Consider the following 26,461-nt stretch of genomic DNA (forward strand, 5'->3'; position numbering starts at 1 on the left):
GATGGCGCTTGTTCGTTTCTTGCACTTACAAGCTGGGCCGGCCGGCGATGCCGGGCAGCGCCTGCTTCCACTTCCGCGCTTGCTCGATTACCGCTTGCGCGGCCTCGGCATGTTCCGCGATCGTATCCGAAACGATGGACAGCGTCGGGATCAATTCCGGACACTCCCCTTCGGGCAGCCCGACAGCCCAGCGCCAGGACCACTCGTGCACGCCGGCCGATCCCCGGCCCGGGGCCGGATGGGCCAGATAATGCGATTGCCTCGCATATCGGTACAGCGCCTGCTCGTACGCTCCGGGACCTCCGGCTTCATGGAACAAGCCGAACGTTCCCCATAACGCATCGTAGCTGTTCTCCCCGAACAGCAGCAAGCCGGGGTAGCGGGCTTTCATCTCGTCTGCCCACGCTACCGTCCCCTCGTAAGGCGAATACCGCGGATCGTTCGCCCAGAAGCTCGAGATATCCAGAAAGATGCCGTCGACCCCGTATTCGTCCACCAATTGAGTGGCTCGCTCGATCATATGCCGCCGAAAGTCGGGATGACCCATATTGGCGAGCGCGCTGTCGTTCTCAACGGCCAGGTCGTAATCCCAGTCCACCCAGTTAATCCGGCATTCGTGGCCCCATTCGTCGCGCACGGCCGCGTCCTGCAAGCCCAGCTGCTCGGCGAACCGCAAATTCAGCGCGTTCGCTCCGAGCATGGGCACGACGCGGATGCCCAGGAGACGGGCTTTGGCCGTAAGACGCTTGAATCCTTCCGCCCCGCCCATGAACGGACTCGGTTCGTATTGCGGATAATTATAATAATAACGGCCGTCCCAGGCCGGCAGAAACGCGAGCACCTCACGTCCGGGGATCCGCTCCGCGATCCATTCCAGCGCGCGTTCCATATCGGCGTACGTGTTGAACACATGCCCTGTCCAATGCTCGCCGTGCAGCGTCACGATCAAGCGGATACCGCCCAGCCAGTCCGGAATGTCGGTACGCCTTTCAAACGGCACCAGATGAAAGCGATCCTCCAGATCGCGGCATCGTTCAGCGATGACGGCGGCCCGATTGGCGCATCGGCCGATATGCCAGGGCGGCGAGACGATCTCTTGGCTCCGGAAACGCTTGTCTTCCTCATGAGCCAGATCAAGCACGTACGTCTCCAGATACGGATCGTAATGTACGGCAAAACCTTTTCCTCTCACCCGGTCGTCCTTGGTCATGGCGTACCATTCGGCGCCCGACGCTTCTTCTGCGAAGACAAGCGGCATCTTCATGCCGAAGCCGGGATACCGTTTCGCCCGAATGGCGCGATGGGGTCCGATGGCTTCCCGCTTATCCTGGTCGTAGGTCAATGCCGCGATATCGATGCCGAATACCTCGACCAGCATCGATTTGCAGACTTCGCCGCCATGCTTGCCCCTGGCGCTTATGATATAGCGTCCGTCCCGGCCGCGAACGATTTCCAGCTCGATTTCCCCGTCCGCCTTCCGTTGGTTGCCCGCCCAGCACAAGCCGTCCGCCCTCATCACGGTCCGGCGCTCGTCCCCGGTGATCGCGACGCGATCGGGATCGGGAGCGTAGACGTTCGATTCCGTGTATAACCGGACGGCAAACCGCAGCTCTCCCAAAGCGACGAGCGTGTCGCCGAAATCATAACCAATCGTATACAAGCGTTGTCCTCCTCATCGAATCCGCCCTCCCTCATTGAGGCGCGGCCTATCCCTTAATTCCCGTCAAGCTGATGCCCTCGATAAAATAGTTCTGGCCGACAAAGAAGACGACGATGGCCGGCACTACCATTATAGCCGATGCAGCCATGACCAGGTTCCAATCCGTCGAATACAATCCCTGCAATTGAAGCAGGCCTAGCGCGAGCGTAAATTTGCTTTCCTCGTTCAGAAAAATAAGCGGTCCGAAGAAATCGTTCCAGACGCTCATGAACGTAAAGAACGAAATGACGATAAGCGCCGGCTTGACGAGCGGAAGCATGATTTTGACATAAATTTGAGTGAAACCCGCCCCGTCGATCAGCGCAGACTCATCCAATTCCTTCGGAATGCCCATGAAAAACTGCCGCATCAAAAAGATGTTGAATGCCCCTCCCCCGAACCAGGCCGGCAGCGTTAACGGCCAGAACGTATTGATCGCCTTCAGCTCGGACCACAGGATGAAGGTCGGGATAAGCGTGACGGCGGAAGGCAGCATCATCGTCGACAAGATGAGCGCGAACCAGACGTTCTTGAACGGAAACCGCAGACGCGCGAAACTGTATCCGCACATGCTGCTCGTCACGACGACGCCCGCCATGACCGGAATCAGGATGAAGACCGTATTTTTCAAATAGCGGCCAAACGGAATGATCGAGAAAACGTCGGCGTAATTTTGCCACAGCCATTGATCGGGCAGCAGCTTGGGAGGAAACAGGAACATTTCGTCGGTTCGCATCAGCGAGCTGCGGATCAGCCAGAAGAACGGAACGACGGCAAGCAAGGCAAACAGGACGAGCAGAATCATGGCGAATATCCGTCCGAGCTTCACGTTATTTGCCACCTCCGTAATAAACCCAGCTGTTCGAGCTTCTGAATACGACAGCCGTCAGCAGGGCGATCAGCAGGAACAGGATCCAGGCCAAGGCGCTCGCATAGCCGAAATGATTGCTTTGAAAGGCTTCCCTGTAAATCAAATAAACGTAGAATAGCGTTCCGTTGTTCGGTCCTCCCCCGGTCATGACGAACGCTTGCGTGAACGCCTGCAGAGAACCGATCAACCCCATGATCAGATTAAAGAAGATGACCGGTGAAATCATCGGAATCGTCACGAAGCGAAATTTATGCCAAGCGTTGCCTCCATCGATGTCCACTGCCTCAAGCAAATGCTTCGGAACGTCCTGCAGGCCAGCGAGTATAATGAGCGCCGCTCCCCCGCAGCCCCATACCCCCATTAGGATCAACGAGGGAATAACGGTCGTTTCGTCATAAATCCACATTAACGAAGGCAGCCCCACGGTCTTCAGGATGGCGTTGAACAAACCGAAATCCGGGTTGAACAGCCATACCCACAACATGCTGGCAGCGACGGCGGGCACGATGGTTGGGAGATAAAATACTGTGCGGAAGATCGCCTGGCCTTTGATCTCCATATTCATCAGCAGGGCGACGGCGATCGAAGCCAGCATTGTGACCAAGACGCTGCCCAGGGCAAAATAGACCGTGACGAGCAGCGATTTTTTGAAAAACAGATCATCGGTCAATATCTCCCGGTAATTGTCCAGGCCGACCCACTGCGCGCCGCCGATAATCTCCCAATCGGTCAGGCTGATCGCCAAGCTGGCGACCATCGGACCAATCGTCCAGAGGAGCAAGCCGAGAATGGCCGGCATGGCGAACAAATAACCGGCAACGGCCTCCCTCTTCTTCAACTGCGGTCTCCTCGGCGCTTTATTCATACAGGTACTTGTCCTTCTTCAGCTTCGGGATGATGGCGTTTTTGACGATATCCTCCGCCCGTTTCTTTCCCAGCCACAGCTGATCAAGCTCCGGATTGATGACCATGAAAGCCTCCATGTCTTCCCAATAATACGAGTGATTTTGTTTTGTATGGTTCAATCCATAGTCGATGACGGCCGTTTTGTACTCGTCGGGATGAACAGGATTGTCCATCCATCGCTTGATCCGTTCCGCATCCGTATACCATTGTTCCTCGTTGGGCATCCATAAGCCCCCGGCGATCAAATCGATGCTGTTCTCGGGATTCATGATGTAGGTGTACACCTCTTCGACTTGCGCCTTGTATTTCTTCGTCCGTTCCGTGTCGAAGACGATGACCGGCTCGCCGAAATTCGTCGTGACCGGCGTCTTGAACTTCGGCAGCACGCCGATGCCGAGGTTCAGCTTCTTGTCCGTCATCGCTTTACCGAGCACCTGGAGCGACCATTGGCCGCTGATCGACATTGCGATGCGTTTCGTCAGCAACGCCGTGTCCTCCGAGGGAATCGTGGACATCTGGGACGGCTTCGGCATCACCTGGTGAACATACATCAGATCGGCGATCGCCTGTAGCGCCTCGATCGATTCGGGGGAGCCGATTCCGAACGCCGAGACGTCGTCCGACACGACGCCGGTGCCGTTGCTGAACAGGGCCGCCGGGTAAAATTGTCCGATGTTCTGGATGTTGACGCCGAACGTCCGGATATTGTCCGCATCGAAGCCGTCATCGCGCCGGGGTGCTTCCCGTTCCGGTCCGTCGTCAGCTTCTTAGCGGCCGCCACGAATTCGTCCCAGGTCCAGGCGGTATCCGCAGCTGCCGGAGGATACGGAACGGTCGCTTCGTCGAACAGATCCTTGTTGTAGTTCAGCATCAGAATTTCATTGGCGACGCCGGCGCCGATAATCGATCCGTCGCTTTTCCGGAAGAGGACGGAATCGAGCTTTTTGCCGATTTTACCGCCGTTGTAGAGATCGGAAAGATCGGCTATTTTGCCGTTCTTCACCCAAACCGCCAAATTGCCGGATGGAAAATAGCCCAGATCGGGCAGCGTATCGTAGGATGCCATCGTATTCAATTTCGTCACGTAATCCTGCGCGATGTGCATCCCCTCCACCTGGATGTCCGGGTGCGCCCCGTTGAACTTGTCGAGCATCGCTTCCATCGACTTTTTCTCTTCGGGACCGCCCCAGTAGGAAAACTTGATCTTGACGGCTTCCTTCGAGCTCTCCTTCGAAGCGCTTTCATTTTCTGCCCGATTCGTCGTGCTGCCGGGGTCGCCCGCCTTCCCTCCGGCCGCTCCCGCGCATCCCGCCATCAGGCTCAAGACAAGGCAAACCAGCGCAACCAGCATCCCGGCTTTCATTTTTACTCGCATCCCATGACCTCCTGTTTATGATTAAGATAAATGCCCCCTAAAGATATCACCTGTCCCCTTTTTTTGCAGTATACCGAGAACGATAATAGGTGGCGGATTCCGACCATCGTTATGGGAGACCGGCTTCGTCGGCTTTCGCGTTTGACCCGCCATGCCCGGCGACTGCGATCCCGGGTGGCGAATGCCGACCTATGAAGAAAGCTCTGCCGGCATAGGTCCTGCAGAGCTCGTTCGCTTTTTTCGAGTGCGTGGTGAATGCCGTTGCTCCCGCTCTTCCGTCAAGCCGGCGGGCTGGTGCTGCATCCGAAATGATGTAATGCGTGATCGCGAGAACCAACAATGTGCTATTTCCACGTTACACTCACCTTTTGGTAAGTACCTGTACTAAAAGTGCATACTTACAATATCGCAGCGACCACTTTATACTCAATAAATAAATCATGCTCAAGGAGGACGAATCTTTGAATACTCTTGTAATCGTTACGCACCCAAGCCTGGAAACATCCGTCATCAACAAGCGATGGGTAGAAGAACTCAAGCAATACCCGGATAAGTACACCGTTCACGAATTGCACAAGGTGTATCCGAACGGAATCATTGATGTGGAAAAAGAACAGCAGCTCATTGAATTGCACAGCAATCTTGTCTTACAATTCCCGGTCTATTGGTTTAATTGTCCGCCGCTCCTAAAAAAATGGCTTGACGATGTTTTGGCTTATGGATGGGCTTACGGTTCAAATGGAGGCGATAAATTAAAGAACCGTAAAATTGCATTAGCGGTATCAGCCGGCATTAAGAAAGAAGATTATCGGGAAGACGGAAGGTATCGCTACACGCTCGCACAGATACTAACTCCGTTTGAAACGACCTTCCTCTATTGCGGTGCAGATTATCGATCATTTTATGCTTATTATGGCCAAGAGGATGAACCCGGCGGAAACGTGCCCGGTATGGAACAAGGGCCTAGCGCATTGGAAACAAATGTGCAAGATTATTTGAAGTTCATAGACGGCCTGTGATGGGCTACATGAATGAAGGTATAAAAAAGAAGTATTCCCTTGTTTAGGAAATACTTCTTTGGATATAACATGACGTCACGCTTCCAGCAGTACCGCTTCCGGAGCCGGCTTGCTCATACTGTTCTTCTCTCCCCACTCGCACAATAGATGCAAGACAGGAATGAGGGATAGTCCGCGTTCAGATAAGGTGTATTCGACTTTGGGGGGAATTTGAGGATATTCCGTGCGAACGATAAGATCATCCGCCTCCAGCTCCTTCAACATGATGCTTAGCGTTTTAAAGGATATGGAGCCGATACTTCGTTTTAGCTCATTATGCCGCATCACCTTATTTTCAGACAGCCAGTACAGGATGATCATCTTATACTTGCCTCCGATCAGGGATAACGTATACCCAAAGCCGGTGTCTTGGGGGTTTACGCCTGTCGGAACACAGGTTTCGGTTTCGCGCACAAGCTCCACTCTCCTTCTGAACGGTTTCGTTACTCGTGTACGAATCATTTTATCACAAAAACAATCCTAAATAGAGAGTTTGAGAACGAATTCCCGCAGGGATAGTAATCATCCGGCCCAGACGTCTTTCACATATTGTCCCGCTGATTCCAATCCGGACAGCCAGGCGGCAGCATCTTCTGTATTCACGCCATGACGATCCCGATAGGAGCCGATCAACGTTTGTTCCACCTCCGGCGCCATCCGGGAGCCATCGCCGCAAATGTACATTCGAGCTCCTGCCTCAAGCAGAGTCAGCAGCATTTCCCCATCCTGCTTCAACAAATGCTGGACGTAACATTTCTCCTTACCCACCAATCTCGAGAAGGCGGTATGCAGGGTCACCAGACCCTCTTTCTCGGCCTCATCAAATTCCTCGCGGTAGAGGTAGTCGTGCTCCGGATTGCGGCAGCCGAAGTACAGATGAGCAGCACCCAGCTCCTGCCCTGCCTCGCGAAGCGCTTGTCTCGCTTGGATGAATCCCCTGAACGGAGCGACACCCGTACCCGGTCCGATCATAATTATTGGTGTTGCCGGATCCCCCGGCAGTGCAAAGCCCGATTCAGAAGAACGAATAAACATCAATACCTCCGCACCTGTCCCTAATTGGGCCAAATAGTTGGAAGCAACGCCCCGATACTCTCCCTGACCGCTCCATGCACGGTCCCGAACGACACCGACCGTAATGCTTACCGTATTGCGGCTAACTTTCGGTGAGCTGGAAATCGAATAATATCTCGGCTTCAACGGAGGCAGGAGCTCTAGAAATCTCTCAAACGGCAGCTCGCAGGCTTCATACTGTTCCAGCAGGTCAAGCATGGTGATCCGTTTGGCCCGCACGCCGGTCTGATAGGTCGCTTCCGCAAGCAGACCTTGCAGTTCTTTGACATGCGGAGGGCATACCGTACAAGCGGCCATCTCCCGAATCTGAGCCCGTGTGGCCGGCTCCTGCAGTTCTATGCTGCGGGACAGCAGGTCGTCCAGACGGACAGGAACGCCAGTCGGCAAATGCGCACCGCTTCTTCCTTCCGCAGACAATATGAGGTGGGCGTCCGCATCCAGATTGAATCTATGGAGTACTCGTCGAACCAGCACAGCCGAATTGACCGGAAGGACCCCCAGATGATCTCCTTCGCGGTAACCCGTTCCCTCCGGTAGCGAGATTTCAATATGCTGCGTGATCCTTCCGCTGTCCGCATGCTGCAGATTGCGGCTGTGAACGATGCGCCCGGTCACCGCTTGATAGGTTTCGGCCAGCGGAACGGCGGCCGCTCCCTGGACGAACTGGACGGACAAGGCACTGAGCTTCGGCTGATTGTCCGCCATGACCGGCAATCCGAGCGTTTGCATCAGATCCGGCCATAAATGCTCCGTCCACTCATCGACTTCCCGCTCAAAGTCGCCGCTCGCATCGCTTTCGCCCCTCGGAAGCAATCGCTGCGCCCCTTTCACCGCAAGCTGCTCGTCAATCAAGCGAGGAATGCGCTGATACGTGCTTGCCCAGTTGTGGTCTCCGCAGCCGAATACCGCATAACGAACGCCCTGGATTTCGGATTCATCCGCAGTCTCCAGCCATTCCGTAAAAGCTTTAGCATTGGAAGGCGGCTGTCCGTTGTACGAGGCAGTAACAATCACTACGGCCCCTTCCTTCGGAAGCCTTCCGGCAAAGTCGTCCAGTGCGCCTACCTGGCTGTCGAACCCTTGGCGCTTCGCAGCATCCGCCACCTCTCTGGCAATTCCCTCAGCCGTGCCCAAATTGGACCCGTACAAAGCAAGCAGCGGTGTATGATGAGCATTTGTCGCAGAAATATCGGACTTGGCGTATTCCCGCTTCTCCGATTCGGCTGATGCAGCCTTACCTCCTCCCGGAAACATGAGGGCGGTCGCGTCTTGACGGCTTCGAACTTTAATATGGAACCCTTCCGGCTTCAAAGTGAGCGTCTCCTTAACCTTCAGCTCATAGCGCTGGTCATCGATCAGTTCAAAATATTTGAGAACCAGGCCAAGCACCAAGGTTGCCTCCTGCAGCGCAAACTGCTGCCCGATGCAAGCGCGCTGTCCATTACCAAATGGTTTGTACGCGTCATGTGGCACCTTGCTCGGATCTTCGAAGCGCTCTGGTCTGAACGCCTCCACGTCGTCTCCCCACACGCGTGAGTCTCTATGCAGTCCCGGAATCAGGACCGTCACGCTGTCTCCTTTCTTGATCGGGTAGGTTCCGCCGATCGCCGTATCTTCTTTTGCATATAACGAGAAGGCAGGCGCCGTTGGCCATAATCGCAGCGACTCGCTGAGAACCATGCGGACGTATTTGAGTTCCCTCACCTGATTGTAGGTCGGAACGGGATCTTTCAGAACGCGGTCCACTTCGCTGACCGCCTTATGTAAGGTCTCCGGATTGTTCATCAAAAAGTAAATGGCAAAGGAAAGCAATCCGCTTGTCGTCTCATGCCCCGCGATAAGAAACGTGATCATCTGGTAACGGATGTTCTCATGATCGAGACGCTCGCCAGTATCGGGATCGATACCTTCCAGCATAAGCGCAAGCAAATCCCCTTCTTCACCGCCATGCTTCTTGCGGTCTTGAATGAGCTCATCCACAAGGGAGAACATGGCATGTATGTCCGCATGAAACTGCCGTTTCTTTTTAATCATAAACATGTCTTGTATGCCCAGACGGTAAAGCTGGTTCATGCCCTCATCGAGCGCCCGCACCATGCTGCCGATAAAAGGATGATTGTCTTCGCGATAGAAGCTGTTAAACCGGTAATTAAATCCGCACAGGCCGATAGTATCCAGTGTCAGACGCGTCATGTCGGCAGGAACGTCAACGGTTTCGTCCGGATTGAGCCGAGCCCATTTCTGGATAAGCTGTATCGCGATATCCACCATTTTGGTGTGGTAGCCTTGCATCGCACGCTGGCTAAAGCTGGAGAGCAGGATGTTATGGGCTTTTTTCCAGTTTGGCTCCTGCGTAGCACTCGTAAACAAACCGTCACCCGCGAAAGGACGGACATTCTGGAGCGGCGCCCAGATTCGTTTATCAAAACGCTTCTCGTCACACGCGTCCTTAACGTATTCATGGCCGGAGAGGTACAGCTCCCTGCGACCGCCGGGAAATTGAAATTGAAAGATCGGCCCGAGTTCCGAAGCGACCTTCACAAGCGATTGAATCGGTGCTGCGGAATCCAGTAGCGGCAGATTGCCCAGCGGCCCGTAGGTTTTAGGTTGAGGCACTTGCATCGTTTGTGTCATGCGATCTCCCTCCATAATCCATGTCTTCTCTGTAAGCGGCCCTTCGTTTGGGCGGGATGGTTCTCTTCTCAGTACCAATTGACCAATATCGTAATATGGTCATTTTACGGTATAAAAGGAGGATTGGACGGCGGCATCGTTTATTTCTACTTACCATGTGTCTTATCCTAGCCTTTACCCTACCACGATATGAATGTAACGCATATCAGCCGGAGGTCCATAATTGTTTGGGCTAGTTGTGGCTTCGTTTATTACTTTTCAACTAGAGATGGATCGTCTGTTGAACCTATAGGACTATAAAAAATAGGCCAACCAGAATGAATGGGTCGACCTAGTTCCTTAATCTGTATTCTATATTCTGCTTTCTGTATCCCCAAACGGCCCATTAGCAATGATCAAGGTAATTAAGCAGGCGTTTCATTTGTTGTATACCCTCGCATGATCCTAGGAATACTCGGAAACTTAGCTTGAAAAACAGTCAGGAAGAGAGCTTCTCTTCCCGCCCATTCAAATCTCTATTAGCTGCAGCAAGAAGAATTTGTTGTTGGAATGGTTGAACAGGAGCTTTCATCTTTCTTCATTGGCGAATTATTTATACGACATACTCCAGTTTCAGGTAAATCAAGCTCAACTTTAAGAGCAGCTTCATAATCACCCGCAAGATAAGCAACAACAGACCTTACTTGTTCATATCCGGTTGCCATAAGGAATGTTGGAGCGCGACCATAACTCTTCATCCCTACGATGTAAAGGTCTTTTTCTGAATGCCGCAGTTCCCTTTCTCCGTGAGGTCGAACCGTTCCACAACTATGAACATTAGGGTCGATAAGCGGAGCAAGAGTCTCTACGCTTTCTGTGGCTTGATCAATGCTTAGTCGTAGTTCTCGCAAGAATGAAAAATCCGGTCGACTTCCTGTATTGACTATAATTTCATCAATCCCTGGTAAATCACTACTTCCCTCCCTATTTTTACCGCTTATTATCATTTTCCCATCTGTTCGACTTATCTTTTGGATTTTAAATGGAGTAACAACCTGAATTTGTTTAGAGTTAACCAATTGGTGAATACGGCTGCCTAACTCTCCCCTAGCTTCAAGTTGATCATTCGCTTCTCCGCCATAGGCGTCCTCTACCCTGTTCTTTCTCATGATCCACACGATATTCATATCAGGATCAGTCTCTTTTAACTGAGCAAGATCTAACAATGTATTTAAAGCAGAGTGCCCTCCACCGACTACAGCTATACTTTTGCCTAGATACCTTTCCTTGTCTTTACCTTGAATATTTGGGATACCATAATAAATATGTTCACTCAGTGATCGTTCTTCATTCGTCAGGACACCACTTGCATAGAGGGGATTCGAGTGTCCCCACGTTCCAGAAGCATCGATTACTGCTCTTGCTTCATAGCGCTGCGTAGTATTATTTACTTCTGCATAAATAACGAAAGGATTGTGCTCTCGAAGATCTGATTTCATTTTGTCTGTGTCTTTTCTGCTAATCGCTAGTACCTTAGTATTTAAAATAAGATGGGATTTAATCTCCGGAAGATCAGCTAATGGAAGCAAATATTGCTCGATTAACTCTTGTCCCGAAGGCAATTCATCAGGAGCAGGCGCACTCCAACCATGTTTGGTTAATAATCTTTCCGCTGCTTTATCTACATTGTATTGCCATGGTGAAAACAATCGAACATGTCCCCAATCCGAAATGTTATGTCCTACTTGTGAGCCTGATTCTAAGAGTATGAAATTCTCACCGCGTTCCGTTAAATTTGCTGCTGCGGCTAAGCCTATCGGACCGGCACCAATGATTGCTACAGGTAAATGATTCGATTTGCCTTGTGGTTGCATATTTATTTCTTGCGTAAGGTGAGGCGATCCACAACAAGAGCTTGTTTGTTTAAGTTCAATCTTTTTCATAATAATTTCCTCCAGTTTCAATTCTTATTATTTTTTCTTCTTTATCTTTAGTCTGAAAACAATGTAATGTTATAAGCTCGATTTGATCTGTCGTTATATCCATTATCGTCATCGGATATTTCTCCTTTATGAATCCATCGTGATTTTATGTTTTGCGGCTCCTCATTACTTGTAATTTGCAAGTTATGTAGAAAATAATTGGAGCAATGATGACATCACCCCATAGGTGTACAGCACATTTTGGACTTCAGCATACTATCGTTGAGCAGCTTTAAGGATCGCATCACAGTTTCTTTTTCGAAATCATTCATAAATGAGAAAACTTCTTCTAGATAATCGTTCATCATTTGATCGATTGCACCTGTGACAAATGTACCTTCAACCGTTAAGCTTAGTATATATACTCTTCGATCTTCAGGCAGAGGTGTCTTTTTAACAAGTTTCTTCTTAATTAATGTTTGAACTTGTCTGCTGAATGTTGTGATATCCATTCCAAGTGTGTCTGCAACCTGCTGCATGGATGGTTGATGTTGACGAGCGATTTCGTAAAGAATATGACTTTGAATCAAGGAAATATCGTTGTTCCCTATGCTGCAGCAGTTTTTATTAAGTAATCCAAAGCGCCGCGCCATGATTTGTAGTAATTCTCTAGGTTCGTGTTCCATCGCTTTCACCTCTCGTTATTAGTTATACAGCTTATATTTGCAATTTGCAAGTTATATTTTCTCAAGAATGTTTAGAATTCCTGTAAAACGAATGATTGGCAAGGCGATGCCGCCGAGCAGCTCGACAGCCTCCTCGATCCGTAGCCGGTTCAGGTAATCGAATGGCGATATGTTCAGCGCAACTCCCATGTACCGCCCGGTTTCATTTCAAACTTCTGAAAAGTCGTCGTGAAAGGGGTCACCTCACATGCCCATCAAGCTAAGAAAAGCGAAAGATGAAAAGGGAGTAATAACATAGAGGAATCTTGGTATGTGGAAAAGGATGGCACACCAAACAAGCCTAGATAGGCTTGTTTTTAAAAATTAAGCTACCTTTGCATTCGAAATGGTATACTCATAAACAACACCCAATATGTCAAAGATCGTCTTTTTCTTGTATCGATGAGATTTTCGCCCATTTTTTCCTAGCAGATGGAATAGGCGAAGGAGGATCTTTGTATATGCTTGGGTGTTTTGTTGTTGTATGGCTTGGTGGAACAGAGGAAAATAGGTTTGGATCGTATAAAAAGCTTTATATTCACTTAACTCTTTTTGTTTTTCTCGTAACAACAACTCTCGCATCCGAAACAAGGTAGACGAGCAAATAAGGATGGCAATGAGTTGTCCATACAGATGACATTCCAATCTCTCCCGTTTCACATCCTTGCATCGATCCATTTGAAAAAAAGATTTCCATGTTTTGAATACGATCTCCACCTGCCACCGCAAGGAATAGAGATCGTGAACATGTTCTTTGGGAACGATCTCCCAAGCAATATTGGTGATATATACGTTGATTTCCGTTAACCGCTTGCTCTTATCCGAATACTTCATCCCTTTTTTCTTCTCTTTGTAAGCCTGATCTTTTCGTCTTTTCTTTACTTGAACTTCGGTAAGCCGATACAAAATGACTCGAGCGGGTAGCTTTTGGTATCTTCCGATATACGTATCCCGAACCTCCACCGTTTCTCCAGGCTGCATGCCATGCATGATTTCCTCCAAATCCAGGGGAAGATATTCGGTTTGTTTCTTGATCGTTCCATCTTGGAAAAACGCAGGTTCTGAATTTTTTTGATAGATTCGGTTATTTAGCTTTAAACGAGAGACATACGAAACACCTCGCTGATCCATCTGATCCAAGTCTTCTAACGAGAAGTAGCCTAAGTCTCGTATGCACAAGTCTCCAGGTCGAAGGGTAGATAAGCAAGTGGTACCAAAAGTTTTGTCGTTCTTTTTCCCAGCCCCTATGTCCATATTCAAGAACTGTCCACTGTGTAAGTCGTATTCCAGTTGGATTTTCACTCCAGCCGTATGGCCACAGCCACCTGCTCCCGGATAATGTTCGGTCAAAGAGTCTGGAACTTGAAACGTGGTAGAATCCAAGATACGAATCCGTAAAAAGTGGTTCTGATAAACACTTGGGATGCTACTGGATGAACCTAATTCTATTTTCAGTAGACGGGCAAAAAGTTCCCGAAGAAAGGCGACTGCTTTTTCGTTCAGACGTTGATTCAGCCCTTCGGGGCTCATGCTGATCTCTGTTGTGGCTTCTAGTTCACTACATAGTTGAGTGAGCGAGGTACTCGCTAGATTGTGACTCAACCAAACACACAAGGTCACCAGTTCTTGTCCCCGATATTTGCTCGTTCGTCTTACAAATTCAGTTGTTCTAGCCAACCGTTCGACTTCTGTAGGAGAAAGATATTTTTGCAATACCTGTGAAAACAAATGAAGTTCCTCTTTGGTGGTTACCTTCACAGAAAAACGCCATCCTTTCTTTTTTATAATCCTAAAGGCCCAGTGACAGGGTTGCTGCTCTAGTCCGCAGGATTATTTACTAAATATGTAAAGCGAAGAACCAGCCCTTTATTTAAAGCTGGTTCAGCTTATCTAGCATGGCTTTCCGATTAGGATTAGTATAAAGCAGAGTGGTATGGATGTTACTATGTCCCGCGATGGATGCCACTTCATGTACATTTAATCCCTTTTCTAATGCATTGGAGCAAAAGAAATGTCGTAGATCGTGAGGAGAAAAGGGTTTAGGGAGCAACCGAACAAAAAAACCGGAATAAGCGTTACTGGCAATAAAAAAAGAACAGCGAATGTAAAATCACTGTTCTAGTCCTGTATCAGACTGCGTAGATTCCCATTCACAACCTCATCAGGCAAAGTAAAAGAATATCTGCCCACGTTATTAATATGTTCATGACCGAGAGGAGAGAGACGTTGAACGTCCGACTCTTCGACCTGTTCTCCCATTTCGGAAATAAGAGTCAATATAGCCTCGATGTATCTGGTGTTCCAAACGACAATAGCATTTACCACCAATCCCAAGGCTCCCAGCTGATCCTCTTGTCCTTCTCGATATTTTTGATAAAGTTCTCCCCGTTTCCCATAACAAAAGGAGCAAAAGTGAATCTCGTTCGCTATTGTGATGACTTCGTCATCACCGGAAAGTCCAAAGAAATCTTGGAAAAAGAAGTAACACCACTCGTTCAAGAATTTCTGACAGAACGGGGTCTTAGGCTTTCACAGGAAAAAACACAAATCACTCCCATCGAAGATGGATTTGACTTCTGGCCTCATCGGGGCGCTGTGCCGCAGGCACAGCGCGGGGAGAAGCTGTACTCGTTTTTTCGTCAGCGACCAGCTACCTCCCCCCCTTGACGATCCACACTATCTACGTTCCGTTTACAAGTCCGTTTTGCCCCCTCCACCCATCTTCCCTTGTTGCTCTCCAATCCCTCTTTAAGTGTGCACCCTCGGACACAAATGCAACGCCGAGAGTATCCCCATAAGCTGCCGACCCCTATCCTCATCAAGGGCGCTCACACGAGCCGCCACAAAGCCGTCAGGCCGAACCAGGAGCATGCCATGATCAGGCAGGCCGGTAACCCGTTGCCAGCTCTCCTTGCTTGCTAAAAGCTCTCCTTCAGAACCAACACTATAGACGGGCAGTTCGATGCCAAAGTGAGCAGCACATTCCCGCGCAGCCTGTTGCCAGCTTCTCCCTTCTGGACCTGTCAGCAGGACGAAATGACGACTGGTAATATCAAGAGTTGAGATGCATCGGTCCTGATACTCTACCCACAGGTGAGGCACACGTGAGCCGGACTGCCCTTTCAGCTCCGTGTAGTCTGGTGTGATTCCTTCTTCATTTGAGAGCACAGCTGACGAGGCGTAGAATCCAAAGAGAGCCTGTAGTTCGTTATCCGTCGTTTTTTCTCGGTCGGTGGCCTCTTCCTGCTCTGCAGCAAAGCCAGCCACGTGACGCCTTTCCGTCTCGTAGGTCGAGAGCAAGGTGGAATCAGCGTAACCCTGGAGGACGGCGCCCAGCTTCCAGGCAAGGTTCTGTCCATCCTGGATGCCCAGATTCGCACCCACGCCGCCTGTGGGCAGGATGACATGAGCCGCGTCGCCAGCCAGGAAAACTCGCCCAACTTGGTAGCGCTCAGCCAGCCTCTCCTGCGGCTTCCAGTGGCGAATACCCATGATTTCTACCGCGAGGTCAGGTATCCCGATAGCCTTGCGCACCAGATCCTGGCAGCGTTTGACAGATGGGGCCTTCAACTCTCCATTTTCGAGATTCCCGGGCATCTGAAAAAGCCAGCGATCACTATTATTGACTGCCATGAGCAGGCCCTGAGCTTCAGGGGTCTCTATCGTACAGAGTATAAACTCGTGGCCTCGTACCAGCTCGCTCAGGTCTGCACGAAAGTCAATTGCAAGTGTATGCATCTCTGACAACGTAAAGCTTTTCGTCGGGATTGCAAGAGTGCGCAGTGCAAGGCTATTAGCCCCATCCGCGGCAACCAGGTAGTCAACACGGATACGCTGCTGCACTCCCGTCTTGCGATCCACAACGAGAGCAGTCACACCCGTCTCATCTTGCTCAAAAGACACCAATTCAGTCTGAAGGCGCAGATCCCCGCCTCGTTCCCGCGCCGCCTCAAATAACACGGGCTCCAGAGCAGCTTGATTAATCAGACAGCCTGTGGCAGGACTGATAGCCTTCTCTGCTTCTTTCATCTGATCGAACGTCTCAAGATCTTTCCCATCCAGGTTCAGGCGTTTGACCTGTGCCATGTTGGCGGAGGCAAGGGTCTCGACAAAAATTTCACCTCGGCTCCTGCTGAGCGGCTCGGCGGCTTTCCTGACTCTCTCTTCCAGCCCTAGCGCCCGAAATACCTCCATCGTCCGCGCTCCCAGGCCAATCGGTCGGGGATGGATCGCTGTGCCTGGATGTTTCTCAATGAGTATATACGGGATCTGTTGCTGCGCCAGAAAGAGCGCGGTCGAGAGGCCGGTTGGTCCGGCACCAACTATCAAAACCGGAACAGAGACATCTTCCATTATTGTTCTTCCTTTCTGCATTTCGTACATTTTTTGAATTAACTTTAATATTTAAGTTACACCAATAATATACGTGATGCAGAAATAAAGTCAACCCCAATCTTGCGGTCCATTGCAAAAAGAACTACAATGTGTTTATGATACAGACACTAGGACGACGTGAACGAAAAAAGCAGCAGACACGGGAGAAGATCGCAAGAGTGGCTTTAGAGCTCTTTATTGAGCGTGGCTTTGAGCAGGTGACAGTGACCGAAGTGGCTGAAGCAGCTGATGTGTCGGTAAATACCGTCTATAATTATTTTCCAACTAAAGAGGACCTCTTTTTTGGACTCAACCAACCTATGGAGGCTTCCCTGGCCGGAATCGTTCGTCAGCGTGAGAAAGGCGAATCATTGCTCACTTTTCTTCGCCAATTGCTGCTCGGCAGTCTCGAACCTATGAAAGCGATACCGTCCCCAGAGCAAGATTCTACGCGGGAGCAGGTCTTCCGGGTGATTCGGGAAAGCCCTACCCTGCAAGCTCGGGGTCGGCAAATGACTGAGTCTGTTGAAGAGGATCTGGCCCATGCCTTTGCCGAAGACATGGGCACAGAATCGGATGATATCGTGCCTCGCCTCGTTGCGCATCTGATCCTGACCCTTTATGCGAGGATCTTTGCGGAATACGCGAGGCGGCGATTAAAAGGCGAATCTTCCGAGGAGATTCATGCTGGTCTCTCCGCTATGGTCACGGCTGGTCTCGATCTGTTAGCACATGGGATCGATGCTTCTGGGGATACCGAGATGGTGGTGTGATGCGCCCCTCGGCAATCATCTTGAGGATCGCCTCACGCTCCTGCTTGGGATTGGATGGCTTCTTCTCCTCTTCTCTCCCTTCCACTTCGTACTCGGGGTTTAGGGAGCAGTCGAACAGAAAACCGGAATAAGCGTAAAGGAGCCATGATCAGTGAAGATCATAGCCCCTTTTTTTTGTCCAATCGTATCACTTTTAAGCTAATTATTATTTTGCAAGCATTTTCAGGGGTTAGTTGTGCCCCGATTTGGCGAAAAAGCGATGCTGTATCAAATAAAGCTTGATGAATCCTGCGGACTAGAGCAGCAACCCTGTCACTGGGCCCTAAAGAAAGAAAAGTGTGTTTTTTTCGGTTTGGGGGATTATTTTGTTTTTAGCTTGATGGGCATGGGATACCGCCAGCAATCCAGATTTGCTGGCGGTATCTCTTAATAAAAACTCGTCCCTCGTTTGATGATTTGCTCTATGCTTTTTGCTTGACTGCAAGCATCGGAATCTGTCCCGCAGAACCATTGCGTTTTATGAATGCAGTCTTCAACAAATGAACAAAGGGTTTGTAGAGAAAAATCAAACCCTCGATCCCTATTCTGTATCGCTCCAAGATCTACAAACTTATTTTATTGGTCCTATGATTGACAAGGCACTGACTCCCCATACCATCAATGGACGTTTGAAGAGCTGCAAAGCCTTCTTTTCCTTCCTGTTGTAACATGACTATGTAGTGGTCAACGTCGCGGAAGAACTGACTTTGCTCACAGCGCCGAAAGATACGATTCATACGTTTACGCACGATCAAGTTCTTCAGCTGCTGCGTATGCCGAATCATCGTGCTGCTGGAGACGGGCATTCGAATCGGGGAACTTCTTGCACTGACGCTTAAGGATATTAATTTCAAGGAGAGGGAACTACGAATTGCTCCAGGGAAGGGCGGCAAGGCGAGGAACGTACCTTTTCAAAAAAACATGCGCCAAAGTGCTGCAATCATACATTACAGAACGTGGTACAGCCAGGTCATTCGTTTCGCTGGAAAATGGGCCACTGCATATCCGCAGCATCCAGGATCGGATTACGGATTACGGAAAAATGGCCCGAATCGCTGTCGTTCGCGTATCGCCTCATACCTTCAGACACACGATGGCAAAAATATATCCGAAACGGCGGCGATCCGTTTTGCTCCAACAAATTTTGGGGCACTCTTCGCTGGAAATGGTTCACACCTATGTATGGCTCTTTAGCAACGAGATTAGAGAGCAGCATTATCGATACAGCCCGGTGGAACATATGAAACTGGAATGAGAAGCAACAAAAACAACAGGCTGAGGCCACAAATAGTGGACAATCAGCCTGTTTCGTTTTTGAGACTCAATCGTGATCTGTCTCTAAATCTATAAATTCAGTTTCTAAGGTTTACTTTAATACCATTATTTATCAGATACATTTTGGGGATGTAAGAATGAAAACACAATCAACTAACATCCCTCTTGTAACCGAATGCCAACCGATATAGCAGCCAGGCTACGATAATCAGCACTATAAATCCAATTAACAAATTCCAGTAGGCTGTCGATGCTCCCAGTTCAAACATCGGAACAATGCTGTGGCCAAGCCAATCCTTGTTCAACACCTGGGCAATCGCAGCCGTTCCGAACGCTCCAGATATTTGAGAAACAAGCCCGAAGAGCCCCATTCCAACACCCATCAGCTCCAGTGGAATAACTTGGGCCAACTTGTCATAGAGTCCGGTTTGGACGAATGCGAAACCTATATATAGGGGGATCAACATGAACGCGATATACCAAATCCATTGTGTCATCATAAACATGACTCCGAGCAGTGCTGCTCCAACAAGCAGTAGTCCGATATACGCTACATAGTTGGCCCCCTTGCTCGCCGCCAACCGTCCGGCAATCGTTCCAAAGACGACCGCACTTATCGAACCCGGGAACAACATGAGGCCGATCCGATCTGTATTGAATCCATGTACTCCGCTTAAGAATAGCGGAAGAACAAATGGCATTCCGGTCATTACAACGAACAAGAGCGTTCCTGCCAGCAGTCCCGTGCGATAAGAACGGCTTCTGAAAAGTTCAGGTTGTACGAAGGGTTCTGCCGCTGTGCGTATCCGCCATATAAAGGCGCCTAGTGCCGCTATTCCCAACAGCAGCAACAGCCATGACGGATCTGTGAACCAGAATACAAATGCGGTCACACTCACGCTAAGCATCAGAAGTCCCGGTATATCCATACTTCCTGCTCGCTTCACCTCAACAGGAAACGTTCGGCGGAAGAACGGGATGGATAACAGCGGAATGAGCGAAAGAAGAAATAAAGCTGACCAATGAATATAGGCTGAGATGATGCCGCCTACAACGGGACCTATGCCGATGGCAAAAGATGAGGTCGAAGCCAGAATGCCAAACAACTTGCTCCGATCCGACGGTGTAAAATATCTGGCTGTCACAATCATAATCAACGCCGGAATTGCCGAAGCTCCTACACCTTGAATAGCCCTTCCAATAATGACAGCCGCATACCACTGCTGCATAAGAAATCCAACCAAAGCGCCGAGAGCATAAATGACAAGCCCATTCGTAATTAACGAACGTACGCTGTACATATCGGCAAGCTTCCCGTATACGACTGTTCCGATACCGAAGGTAATAAAGAAGACTGTAATAATCCAACTGACTCCTGTAGGTGACAAGTCATATTGAGCCACTACCTTGGGTGTTGATATATTAAACACCGTTTCATTTAACACGCCGAAGAACATCACGAACAAAATCCATGGAACAGCTTTCTTCCCGTCAAGTTTATAAACCGCTGCATCGTCAGCCATTATTTTCTCCATCTTATTCCATCCTTGTCTACGCATATTCTACCTGTTGCTTTAGTGTAGAATACGGATAACATGGATGCTACCTCCTCACGGATAGCAGCAATGCTCAGCGGATATTATTTGCGTAATGAAGGAATTCGCTTGGATTCATCCCATACCGTTTACGAAATGCACTTGCAAAATAACTCGCATTGGTATACCCTACATGCGCCGCGGCCATACTTACACTCGTCATTCCATCTTGCAGCAGCAGTATAGCCTTCTCCATCCGTATATCTCGCAGATAACCAAATACTGTCGTTCCGAATACTGCTTTGAAATGATGCTTCAGCTTGAAATCATTCATCCCAATGATGCGGGACAACTCCAGCAGTGAGGGCGGATTATCCATCTGCTGCAGCAACACCTCTTTCGCATGCTGCAGCCTCTGGAATTCGCTTTTGGTTATCGCAGCCGGCAGATTAGTACGATTCGAATCATATACGAAGATCTGCAAAGAATAGGATAATATCTCCAGAGCTAGGCTCTCCAGCTCAATATTACGGATATTATGGGTGTAGGGAATATTCATAATTCGACTGGCCAACTGTAAGATCGGCGTATCAAGAATAGATTGCTGGAGCTGAAGCAGCGGCCGACTGCCGATCAATTGTTTGAAATCCGTCGATTGAGATCCGTCTAACCCTGTAAGATAACGATCGAATGTAGCAGCTGAAATAAATGCCTAACGTAATCATCGACCGTTCTCCGGCAAAAAAGTACTTTCCCTTTATGCCGTTCATAAGCCCAAGCGTTAACGTATTGGGACGCATTGTGCCATGCACTCCTGCTGCCTGAACCGCTCCCTCACCTTGAAAACATATCATCAACTCGACCATCGCTTCTTCAAAAGAAAAGTTGACCTGCGTATGCTCAGCTAATGTGCAATTGGTTATCATGATCAGCATATCAGGCCTGGGAACCAATCGCATAACGAACCCATCACCCGCTGACCCCTTGTATCTCATCTGCTCCGTTTGATCCTTGGTCCGATAAGCAAATTTCATCTGTTCCAGAAACTGATTTATAGATGGATTTATTATGTCCATATTATCAACCTCCTCTCGCTATCTATCCATACTGCTCACACTTCTTTAGAATACCCTACTACCGTATATTGAGCAAAATGCAATCTCTTTTGAGAATGTAAATTTCTTTTCCTGTTTCTCCAAGCACCCCGCCCTTAGTTCAGCGCCGCCGCGTGAGTCTAATACTTTATTTTCTCAGTCTACAACTATATTTTTCAGTCTGACACTTTATTTTCACTGAACACCACAGACAGGGTCCTGTCCTCATTGACCTTGAATTATGAAGTCAGTTTAGCCATGGTCAGGGAAGTCGACTTTGATCAATGTCCTGGGTGTGGAAGCAAAGAATACGCTTGACGCATCTGTATGTCCGCTTCCTTTGGAACTGCGTTAGAGAGTGGAGTGATTTTAAGTCGGCTATCTGTGATAGCTGCATCCGGTAATTCGTTTTGCGAAGCAAGATGTTCCGTTTTTTCCAATTCACATTCTAATACTGTCAGCCGCTCTTTAAGGAAACGATCGCAGTCAGATTCTACAGATAGGTCAAGTTCTTGTCGATTACGTTAATCCGTGAAGCGTGGTTTAGGTATCAAATATTCTTCGAAATCCTTGAACTGACGCGATCCTTGCACCCAGATGTCACTGGATCGAAGCACATTCTTCAATTCTGATAACACACAGAGTTCATAAAAACGCCGGTCGAGACCATCCTCATTCCAGACAACACTTTCCCAACGTTTGCGAACAAAACTTGTAGGCGCATCATCTGACACTTTACGCGCCTGTCGATGATTCATTCCCTTAATCGTGTCTACTCCATCTAAAATGTCTTGTGCGGTTGGTGCTGCCTTGAGTTGAAGCGATTCTAGTAACGAAGAGGTATATCGTCGAAGTTGGGGGAACCCGTTACCTATCAGCGGAAGGTGGTCGAAGTTTGATGGTTGCGCTAATTTCTCCGTCTCGGTGACGCTTTCGGTAAATTTCTCCATGGCAAGATTGATTCGATAGCTGCGAATGGGTCCCACTTCGACTTTGTTTGGCTACTTACAAGCGCCTGTCCAATACGGGAGTACAGACGCAATTTGTCAACAGACTCAGTGGGGGATTAACGTGCAGGTTGGTTGAACAAATAATTGCAATAATTGCGACATAGCAATCCAAAAGAAACTATTATATTCATCATATGTTATCATAAGCATCAAGCATAAATTATTGCAGACAGGTAAATATCAACTGTTAGTATCATATCCAAGGTATAGAAAGGGGTAAGACATGGCAAATATCGAGCACTTGCAAACCGTACATGTTCCAGCGTCGAAGGTGTATGAAACTTTAACCACCGCTGATGGACTGTCGGAAATATGGACCAATGAACTCATTATCAATAATCAGATTGGCTTTATTAATGAATTTCGATTCGGCAGCAATGACATAACTAAGATGAAAATAGAGGAATTGATCACTAATAAAAAAGTCGTGTGGCAGTGTATAGATTCAGATCCAGAATGGATTGGTACAATTATTTCCTTTGATATTGATGAGAAGAACGGGAAATCTTTTATTACTTTACGTCATATGAACTGGAAAGAAGTAACGCCATTTTATCGCTCTTGTAACTACAACTGGGCTATTTTCCTTTATAGTCTCAAATCCTATTGTGAAGAGGGTGAAGGTCTCTCCTATCATAAACGTAAGTTTTAATAATTTGAGTTAAATTGCTCATTTCACTAACGGAAATGTTAGTTCAACAACTTCGCTCTAGGTACGTAATTACGAAAACCGGATTCCTTGTAGTGTAAAGGGACCGGTTTTTTCATGTAACAAATTGCTTAGCGTACGATTTTTTCCGTTTCGTGAGGTGACCCCTGAAACCTCGAGGTCCCCACTACTTCGACAGGTGCTCCTCTTTCGTCCAAGCATCAAACACAAGCTCGCGTGGAGCATCAAATACACGGATGATCACAATCTCACGTTCACCTACATCTACCATCAGGGCCGAACCTGCCGTTTCCAAGCCCTTTTCCAAGACCCACCTCGGCGGCTTTGGCCACAGGCCCGCATACCAGGCCATAAGTTCAATCCTTCCTTCCGTATCCGTAGATTCGTTCCAATGACTCCGGCAATAATGAGCGCTAAACCGACCACATGATACCAGGTAACAGGCTCGCTGAGGACCCAGGCGCCGGCGACGATGGAGACAACCGTTGATAAGTTGATAAATACACTCATTCGCGAGGCTTCGATGCGGGACAGGATATAGTTTCCCATCAGCGCGGTGGCGACTTGAACCGCTCCGAGGTAAAGAATCAGCATCACGAATGCCATGCTCGCAAACGGCGCCGTCAAGCTGCTTAGCGTTCCATCTGACACATGGGAGGTGAGGGAGAATATCAGCGATGCGGCAAATCCGATCCCTACCATGAAATAACTGATTTCCCCCGGGCTAAAATATTTCGAAACGGCACGGGCAAGCACGCTGTACCCGGCGAAAGCCGAGCAAGCCAGCAGCAACAGCAGAACACCTTTCATATTGGAAATGCCGATGCCGTTTCCCTTCATGACGAAAATAAAGACAACGCCGAACACAGACACTGCAATAGATAGCTTCTGCAACTGGGACGTCGCTTCTTTCAAAAATACGGTAGCCAGAATCATCGTTGCGAGCGGCGCTAGCGCATTGATAATACCTCCCTCTGCGGAAGTTGCGTACTGCAGTCCGTACGTTTGCAAGGTGAAAAATCCGAGCGGATACATACTGGACAGCATCAGCAATTTATATAGCGGTTTGCCGCGGTAGTTCAGCTTGACCAGGCCAGACGCTGCCATGATGGATAGGATGGCGAATGCTGCGGCAAAGCGGAACGTCAGGGTATCGATTGGGCTTGCGTAGTCAAGCGACATTTTGATAAATAAGAACGATATCCCGATTACGACGGCGTTGACGACAGCTAGCGAGTAGGCGAGCCTTACCCCTTTCGACGAGATCGTCGAAGTGTATTCAGATATAGCGCAGCACCTCCTGAGCAGCCTGCTTGGCGCTTGCCATGCCTGCATCAGCGAGCCGACCTTCCGAACCGACCCAGTCGCCTGCGACGTACAAACCGCGGACTTCCGGCACGATCGGGTCGGGGGCCGGCCCCACCCCATGATGACGGATCGTGCGTGAATCATGGGCGACAAGGACATTCGGCGAGAAACGAACGGCAACGACTTCCCGCTCCCAGCCAGGCTCCAGCAGATCAAGGAGGCGAGTGAGCTCTCTTTCATCTGCCTTGCCGTCTCTTGCAGCCTCGTTGTCGTTATATCTCATTACATGGAGTACGTGTGCACCGTTATCGCTCAATTGGACAGCCCCCGAATGTTTGGAGAAATATAAAGGTTGATCCAGTCCAAGTGCAAAAATACGCTCCGGATTAGGCAGTTGTCTCAGCGCAATGTCCAGACATGCAGCATACAGAGGGCGCGATTCATTCTTCCATCTCCCGATCGACATCCTTTCCGCACCCTTGACTAGCTGGCATACCTCATTCAGACCGCTTGCTGCGATAACGGCATCCGCTCTGATTTCCGCCCCATCTGACAGCGCCAGCCCATGAACGCTACCGTCTTTTAGCAGGATTTGCTCGGCGCTGTAACCGGTAACGATAGCAGCTCCGGCCTGAATAGCCGCATGTCGCAAGTTCTCCACAACGGTCTGCCAGCCACCCTCCACATAACGGACGCCTTGCCCGGCAAGCTGACCCTGCTCAATCACGTAACCGGCGCTTAACACTCTCATATCGTCGCAATAGGACCATTGCCGGCACATGGCGTGGAAGAAGAGGCGCACCTGTTCGTGTCGGATGTGTTGAACCCCCCACTCTTGAAGGCTAATCGAACGAATCGACTCAATATCGATTTGGCTCAATCCGCTCATCAGCTTGCTCCATTCCGCATTCTCCTCCGGCGTTAAATCGGCAGGAACCCTTACGATCTTTCCTTGTAAAATGCCGATCAAGCCGCTCTTGGATGCGTATCCTCCGTCAGGCAGGCAATCCAGTTCTCTCAGAATGCGAAGCGCAGTCCCACCTTCATACATCGCATGAGGCCCCAGATTGAACAATGCACCATTCATCCGTGCCGTTTGGGCAAGCCCGCCCAAACGGCTATCTTTCTCAAGCACCACAACGGATTTCCCCGACCTTGCCAGATATACGGCGGCAGTCAACCCTGTGAGTCCTCCGCCTATCACTGCAGCTTCATACTTGTTGCCTAGTCCTGTCATTTCGATCCTACTCCTTTTGTTCGTCAGTACTTACTGACATTCTATTTGTAAAAAAAGCTAGGGGGTTAAAGCCCTAGCGAATAGTCTGACACTTTCCTCGACAAAAGGTTTAAGTGCGATATCCGGGTAGTTCTTCCCGGTTTCCAAGTCGTTCACGAACGCCCCATACTGCGACATCATAAACGTAAAAGCCTGCATCTTCGGATCCGTCAACCGCAGTTTACCCTTCTCGCTCATGACGTTGAAGTAATTCGTCAGAAACTCAAGCAACTGCAGAGGGTGCTGCTGCATCCGTTCTTTGAAGCCCGGCATCTGGCCTTCATCCTTGATGCTGATTTGGATCAATTTGCGGTTGCGGCCCATAATCTCGTGGTACGTCCTGCTGATCGTAAAGAGATCTTCCTCTAGCTCCCATACCAGTTTCTCCGCGAAAATCTTTCTCATCTCTTCGGCGTAGTGATACCGGTCGAAGGCGGCTTCAAGGAGCTTCTGCTTGCTGCCGAAGTGCCGGAACAATGTCTTCTCGCTCAGGCCGGCAGTCTCAGCGATCTCTTGCGTGGTAACGCCATTGTAGCCCCTTTCCGAGACCAGATTAATCGCAGCCAGCAACAGCCGGTCACTGCTTCCCTGCTTGCTGATGTCCATGTTCCGATCATCTCGCTTTCTCATCGTGTCTGTCAGTGGTTACTGACATTATAATATATACATTTTCATCACCTGTCAACTCCCAACTTAGAGGCAAAGCGAGCTTGATTTCGTTCAATGACAAGAACTTGATCCATAAAGTTGAAAGCCGCAATTAAGGGACTGTTGACAAAGTGAGGCTAGGGGATCATTTCTCCTAGCCTCACTTCAGTCTTTGCGTATTTTCTCTTAAATTACAGCAGCTTTAGGTGGCTCTCC

At 49.3% G+C, this 26,461-nt stretch carries 25 protein-coding genes and 4 pseudogenes; 5 read left to right on the top strand and 24 right to left on the bottom strand.

What is annotated here, in order from left to right; translation table 11 throughout:
* Positions 1-25 precede the first annotated feature (25 nt).
* From NNL21_RS25995 to NNL21_RS26020, 6 genes are all read right to left on the bottom strand, one after another.
* Positions 26-1,660, bottom strand: a complete 1,635-nt coding sequence (locus NNL21_RS25995; RefSeq protein WP_204821263.1) for a putative glycoside hydrolase — start codon at positions 1,658-1,660, stop codon at positions 26-28.
* A 46-nt stretch (positions 1,661-1,706) separates the two neighbouring features.
* On the bottom strand, positions 1,707-2,528 hold the full coding sequence (locus NNL21_RS26000; RefSeq protein WP_256555478.1) for a carbohydrate ABC transporter permease: 822 nt from the start codon (positions 2,526-2,528) through the stop codon (positions 1,707-1,709).
* Position 2,529: 1 nt separating this feature from the next.
* Positions 2,530-3,435 carry a carbohydrate ABC transporter permease gene (locus NNL21_RS26005; RefSeq protein WP_204821264.1) on the bottom strand — a complete coding sequence of 302 codons (906 nt, stop codon included), beginning with the start codon at positions 3,433-3,435 and terminating at the stop codon, positions 2,530-2,532.
* Positions 3,428-4,102, bottom strand: coding sequence for a type 2 periplasmic-binding domain-containing protein (locus NNL21_RS26010; RefSeq protein ID WP_204821265.1), 675 nt, complete (start codon positions 4,100-4,102; stop codon positions 3,428-3,430). The genes NNL21_RS26005 and NNL21_RS26010 overlap by 8 nt, the downstream gene beginning before the upstream one ends.
* Positions 4,027-4,851 carry an extracellular solute-binding protein gene (locus NNL21_RS26015; protein WP_204821266.1) on the bottom strand — a complete coding sequence of 275 codons (825 nt, stop codon included), beginning with the start codon at positions 4,849-4,851 and terminating at the stop codon, positions 4,027-4,029. The genes NNL21_RS26010 and NNL21_RS26015 overlap by 76 nt, the downstream gene beginning before the upstream one ends.
* 109 nt (positions 4,852-4,960) lie before the next feature.
* Positions 4,961-5,191, bottom strand: a complete 231-nt coding sequence (locus NNL21_RS26020) for a hypothetical protein (RefSeq protein WP_204821267.1) — start codon at positions 5,189-5,191, stop codon at positions 4,961-4,963.
* A gap of 121 nt (positions 5,192-5,312) precedes the next feature.
* Between NNL21_RS26020 and NNL21_RS26025 the strand changes: the two genes are divergently transcribed.
* On the top strand, positions 5,313-5,870 hold the full coding sequence (locus tag NNL21_RS26025) for an NAD(P)H-dependent oxidoreductase (RefSeq protein ID WP_204821268.1): 558 nt from the start codon (positions 5,313-5,315) through the stop codon (positions 5,868-5,870).
* Between the two features lie 75 nt (positions 5,871-5,945).
* On the opposite strand, the gene NNL21_RS26030 is transcribed toward NNL21_RS26025, so the two are convergent.
* The 9 genes and pseudogenes from NNL21_RS26030 to NNL21_RS26070 form a co-directional block, all read right to left on the bottom strand.
* The gene (locus NNL21_RS26030; protein ID WP_256555479.1) at positions 5,946-6,323 is read right to left on the bottom strand and encodes a winged helix-turn-helix transcriptional regulator; all 378 of its coding nucleotides are present in this window, start codon (positions 6,321-6,323) and stop codon (positions 5,946-5,948) included.
* Positions 6,324-6,431: 108 nt separating this feature from the next.
* Positions 6,432-9,617 (bottom strand): bifunctional cytochrome P450/NADPH--P450 reductase, encoded by a 3,186-nt coding sequence (locus NNL21_RS26035; RefSeq protein ID WP_204821270.1) that lies wholly within the window; start codon positions 9,615-9,617, stop codon positions 6,432-6,434.
* Positions 9,618-10,135: 518 nt separating this feature from the next.
* On the bottom strand, positions 10,136-11,539 hold the full coding sequence (locus tag NNL21_RS26040) for an NAD(P)-binding domain-containing protein (protein ID WP_204821271.1): 1,404 nt from the start codon (positions 11,537-11,539) through the stop codon (positions 10,136-10,138).
* Positions 11,526-11,651: a hypothetical protein gene (locus tag NNL21_RS26045; protein ID WP_256555480.1), complete on the bottom strand. Its 126-nt coding sequence runs from the start codon at positions 11,649-11,651 to the stop codon at positions 11,526-11,528. The genes NNL21_RS26040 and NNL21_RS26045 overlap by 14 nt, the downstream gene beginning before the upstream one ends.
* Positions 11,652-11,754: 103 nt before the next feature.
* Positions 11,755-12,204, bottom strand: coding sequence for a MarR family winged helix-turn-helix transcriptional regulator (locus tag NNL21_RS26050; RefSeq protein WP_204821272.1), 450 nt, complete (start codon positions 12,202-12,204; stop codon positions 11,755-11,757).
* Positions 12,205-12,255: 51 nt separating this feature from the next.
* A complete protein-coding gene (locus NNL21_RS26055; protein ID WP_204821273.1) occupies positions 12,256-12,393 on the bottom strand; it encodes a hypothetical protein in 138 nt (45 codons plus the stop codon).
* A 174-nt stretch (positions 12,394-12,567) separates the two neighbouring features.
* Positions 12,568-14,001 (bottom strand): IS4 family transposase, encoded by a 1,434-nt coding sequence (locus NNL21_RS26060; RefSeq protein ID WP_204821274.1) that lies wholly within the window; start codon positions 13,999-14,001, stop codon positions 12,568-12,570.
* Positions 14,002-14,113: 112 nt separating this feature from the next.
* Positions 14,114-14,284: pseudogene (locus NNL21_RS26065) on the bottom strand (tyrosine-type recombinase/integrase); the annotation flags it as partial.
* Positions 14,285-14,361: 77 nt separating this feature from the next.
* Positions 14,362-14,640 (bottom strand): annotated as a pseudogene (locus NNL21_RS26070) (Tn3 family transposase); the annotation flags it as partial.
* On the opposite strand from NNL21_RS26070, the gene NNL21_RS26075 reads away from it, so the two are divergent.
* Entirely contained in the window at positions 14,614-14,910 is a 297-nt protein-coding gene (locus NNL21_RS26075) for a reverse transcriptase domain-containing protein (RefSeq protein ID WP_256555481.1), read from the top strand. The pseudogene NNL21_RS26070 and the gene NNL21_RS26075 sit on opposite strands and share 27 nt — an antisense overlap.
* 81 nt (positions 14,911-14,991) lie before the next feature.
* Here NNL21_RS26075 and NNL21_RS26080 read toward each other — a convergent pair whose 3' ends face one another.
* A complete protein-coding gene (locus NNL21_RS26080; protein WP_204821275.1) occupies positions 14,992-16,596 on the bottom strand; it encodes an FAD-dependent oxidoreductase in 1,605 nt (534 codons plus the stop codon).
* A gap of 200 nt (positions 16,597-16,796) precedes the next feature.
* Between NNL21_RS26080 and NNL21_RS26085 the strand changes: the two genes are divergently transcribed.
* Both NNL21_RS26085 and NNL21_RS36870 read left to right on the top strand, forming a co-directional pair.
* Positions 16,797-17,390, top strand: coding sequence for a TetR family transcriptional regulator (locus NNL21_RS26085; protein ID WP_204821276.1), 594 nt, complete (start codon positions 16,797-16,799; stop codon positions 17,388-17,390).
* Positions 17,391-18,215: 825 nt separating this feature from the next.
* A pseudogene (locus tag NNL21_RS36870) lies at positions 18,216-18,684 on the top strand (tyrosine-type recombinase/integrase).
* A gap of 169 nt (positions 18,685-18,853) precedes the next feature.
* On the opposite strand, the gene NNL21_RS26090 reads toward NNL21_RS36870, so the two are convergent.
* From NNL21_RS26090 to NNL21_RS26105, 4 genes are all read right to left on the bottom strand, one after another.
* Positions 18,854-20,239 carry an MFS transporter gene (locus tag NNL21_RS26090; RefSeq protein ID WP_204821278.1) on the bottom strand — a complete coding sequence of 462 codons (1,386 nt, stop codon included), beginning with the start codon at positions 20,237-20,239 and terminating at the stop codon, positions 18,854-18,856.
* A 94-nt stretch (positions 20,240-20,333) separates the two neighbouring features.
* On the bottom strand, positions 20,334-20,876 hold the full coding sequence (locus NNL21_RS26095; protein WP_204821279.1) for an AraC family transcriptional regulator: 543 nt from the start codon (positions 20,874-20,876) through the stop codon (positions 20,334-20,336).
* Positions 20,830-21,315, bottom strand: a complete 486-nt coding sequence (locus NNL21_RS26100; RefSeq protein WP_204821280.1) for a hypothetical protein — start codon at positions 21,313-21,315, stop codon at positions 20,830-20,832. Before NNL21_RS26100 ends, NNL21_RS26095 begins: the two co-directional genes overlap by 47 nt.
* A gap of 542 nt (positions 21,316-21,857) precedes the next feature.
* Positions 21,858-22,283 (bottom strand): hypothetical protein, encoded by a 426-nt coding sequence (locus NNL21_RS26105; RefSeq protein WP_204821281.1) that lies wholly within the window; start codon positions 22,281-22,283, stop codon positions 21,858-21,860.
* Between the two features lie 283 nt (positions 22,284-22,566).
* On the opposite strand from NNL21_RS26105, the gene NNL21_RS26110 reads away from it, so the two are divergent.
* Positions 22,567-22,995, top strand: coding sequence for an SRPBCC family protein (locus tag NNL21_RS26110; protein ID WP_204821282.1), 429 nt, complete (start codon positions 22,567-22,569; stop codon positions 22,993-22,995).
* 187 nt (positions 22,996-23,182) lie between these two features.
* Here NNL21_RS26110 and NNL21_RS26115 read toward each other — a convergent pair.
* The 4 genes and pseudogenes from NNL21_RS26115 to NNL21_RS26130 all read right to left on the bottom strand — a co-directional run.
* A pseudogene (locus NNL21_RS26115) lies at positions 23,183-23,284 on the bottom strand (polyketide cyclase); the annotation flags it as partial.
* Positions 23,284-24,348, bottom strand: coding sequence for a DMT family transporter (locus tag NNL21_RS26120; protein WP_305880963.1), 1,065 nt, complete (start codon positions 24,346-24,348; stop codon positions 23,284-23,286). The gene NNL21_RS26120 and the pseudogene NNL21_RS26115, both read right to left, overlap by 1 nt.
* On the bottom strand, positions 24,293-25,558 hold the full coding sequence (locus NNL21_RS26125) for a phytoene desaturase family protein (RefSeq protein WP_204821283.1): 1,266 nt from the start codon (positions 25,556-25,558) through the stop codon (positions 24,293-24,295). Before NNL21_RS26125 ends, NNL21_RS26120 begins: the two co-directional genes overlap by 56 nt.
* A 57-nt stretch (positions 25,559-25,615) precedes the next feature.
* On the bottom strand, positions 25,616-26,203 hold the full coding sequence (locus NNL21_RS26130; RefSeq protein ID WP_204821284.1) for a TetR/AcrR family transcriptional regulator: 588 nt from the start codon (positions 26,201-26,203) through the stop codon (positions 25,616-25,618).
* Positions 26,204-26,461: the final 258 nt, after the last annotated feature.

It is taken from the genome of Paenibacillus mendelii, assembly GCF_024498075.1.
Taxonomy (GTDB): Bacteria; Bacillota; Bacilli; order Paenibacillales; family Paenibacillaceae; genus Paenibacillus_Z; species Paenibacillus_Z mendelii.

Excerpts from the sequence above, each read along its gene's own strand:
- NNL21_RS26045 (WP_256555480.1), bottom strand. The coding sequence starts at position 11,651 with ATGACGATAATGGATATAACGACAGATCAAATCGAGCTTATAACATTA.
- NNL21_RS26130 (WP_204821284.1), bottom strand. The coding sequence starts at position 26,203 with ATGGACATCAGCAAGCAGGGAAGCAGTGACCGGCTGTTGCTGGCTGCG.
- NNL21_RS26080 (WP_204821275.1), bottom strand. The coding sequence starts at position 16,596 with ATGGAAGATGTCTCTGTTCCGGTTTTGATAGTTGGTGCCGGACCAACC.
- NNL21_RS26050 (WP_204821272.1), bottom strand. The coding sequence starts at position 12,204 with ATGGAACACGAACCTAGAGAATTACTACAAATCATGGCGCGGCGCTTT.
- NNL21_RS26005 (WP_204821264.1), bottom strand. The coding sequence starts at position 3,435 with ATGAATAAAGCGCCGAGGAGACCGCAGTTGAAGAAGAGGGAGGCCGTT.
- NNL21_RS26110 (WP_204821282.1), top strand. The coding sequence starts at position 22,567 with ATGGCAAATATCGAGCACTTGCAAACCGTACATGTTCCAGCGTCGAAG.
- NNL21_RS26125 (WP_204821283.1), bottom strand. The coding sequence starts at position 25,558 with ATGACAGGACTAGGCAACAAGTATGAAGCTGCAGTGATAGGCGGAGGA.
- NNL21_RS26120 (WP_305880963.1), bottom strand. The coding sequence starts at position 24,348 with ATGCAGGCATGGCAAGCGCCAAGCAGGCTGCTCAGGAGGTGCTGCGCT.
- NNL21_RS26090 (WP_204821278.1), bottom strand. The coding sequence starts at position 20,239 with ATGGAGAAAATAATGGCTGACGATGCAGCGGTTTATAAACTTGACGGG.
- NNL21_RS26035 (WP_204821270.1), bottom strand. The coding sequence starts at position 9,617 with ATGACACAAACGATGCAAGTGCCTCAACCTAAAACCTACGGGCCGCTG.
- NNL21_RS26100 (WP_204821280.1), bottom strand. The coding sequence starts at position 21,315 with ATGGACATAATAAATCCATCTATAAATCAGTTTCTGGAACAGATGAAA.
- NNL21_RS26040 (WP_204821271.1), bottom strand. The coding sequence starts at position 11,539 with ATGAAAAAGATTGAACTTAAACAAACAAGCTCTTGTTGTGGATCGCCT.
- NNL21_RS26105 (WP_204821281.1), bottom strand. The coding sequence starts at position 22,283 with ATGGAGAAATTTACCGAAAGCGTCACCGAGACGGAGAAATTAGCGCAA.
- NNL21_RS26055 (WP_204821273.1), bottom strand. The coding sequence starts at position 12,393 with ATGGGAGTTGCGCTGAACATATCGCCATTCGATTACCTGAACCGGCTA.
- NNL21_RS26015 (WP_204821266.1), bottom strand. The coding sequence starts at position 4,851 with ATGCGAGTAAAAATGAAAGCCGGGATGCTGGTTGCGCTGGTTTGCCTT.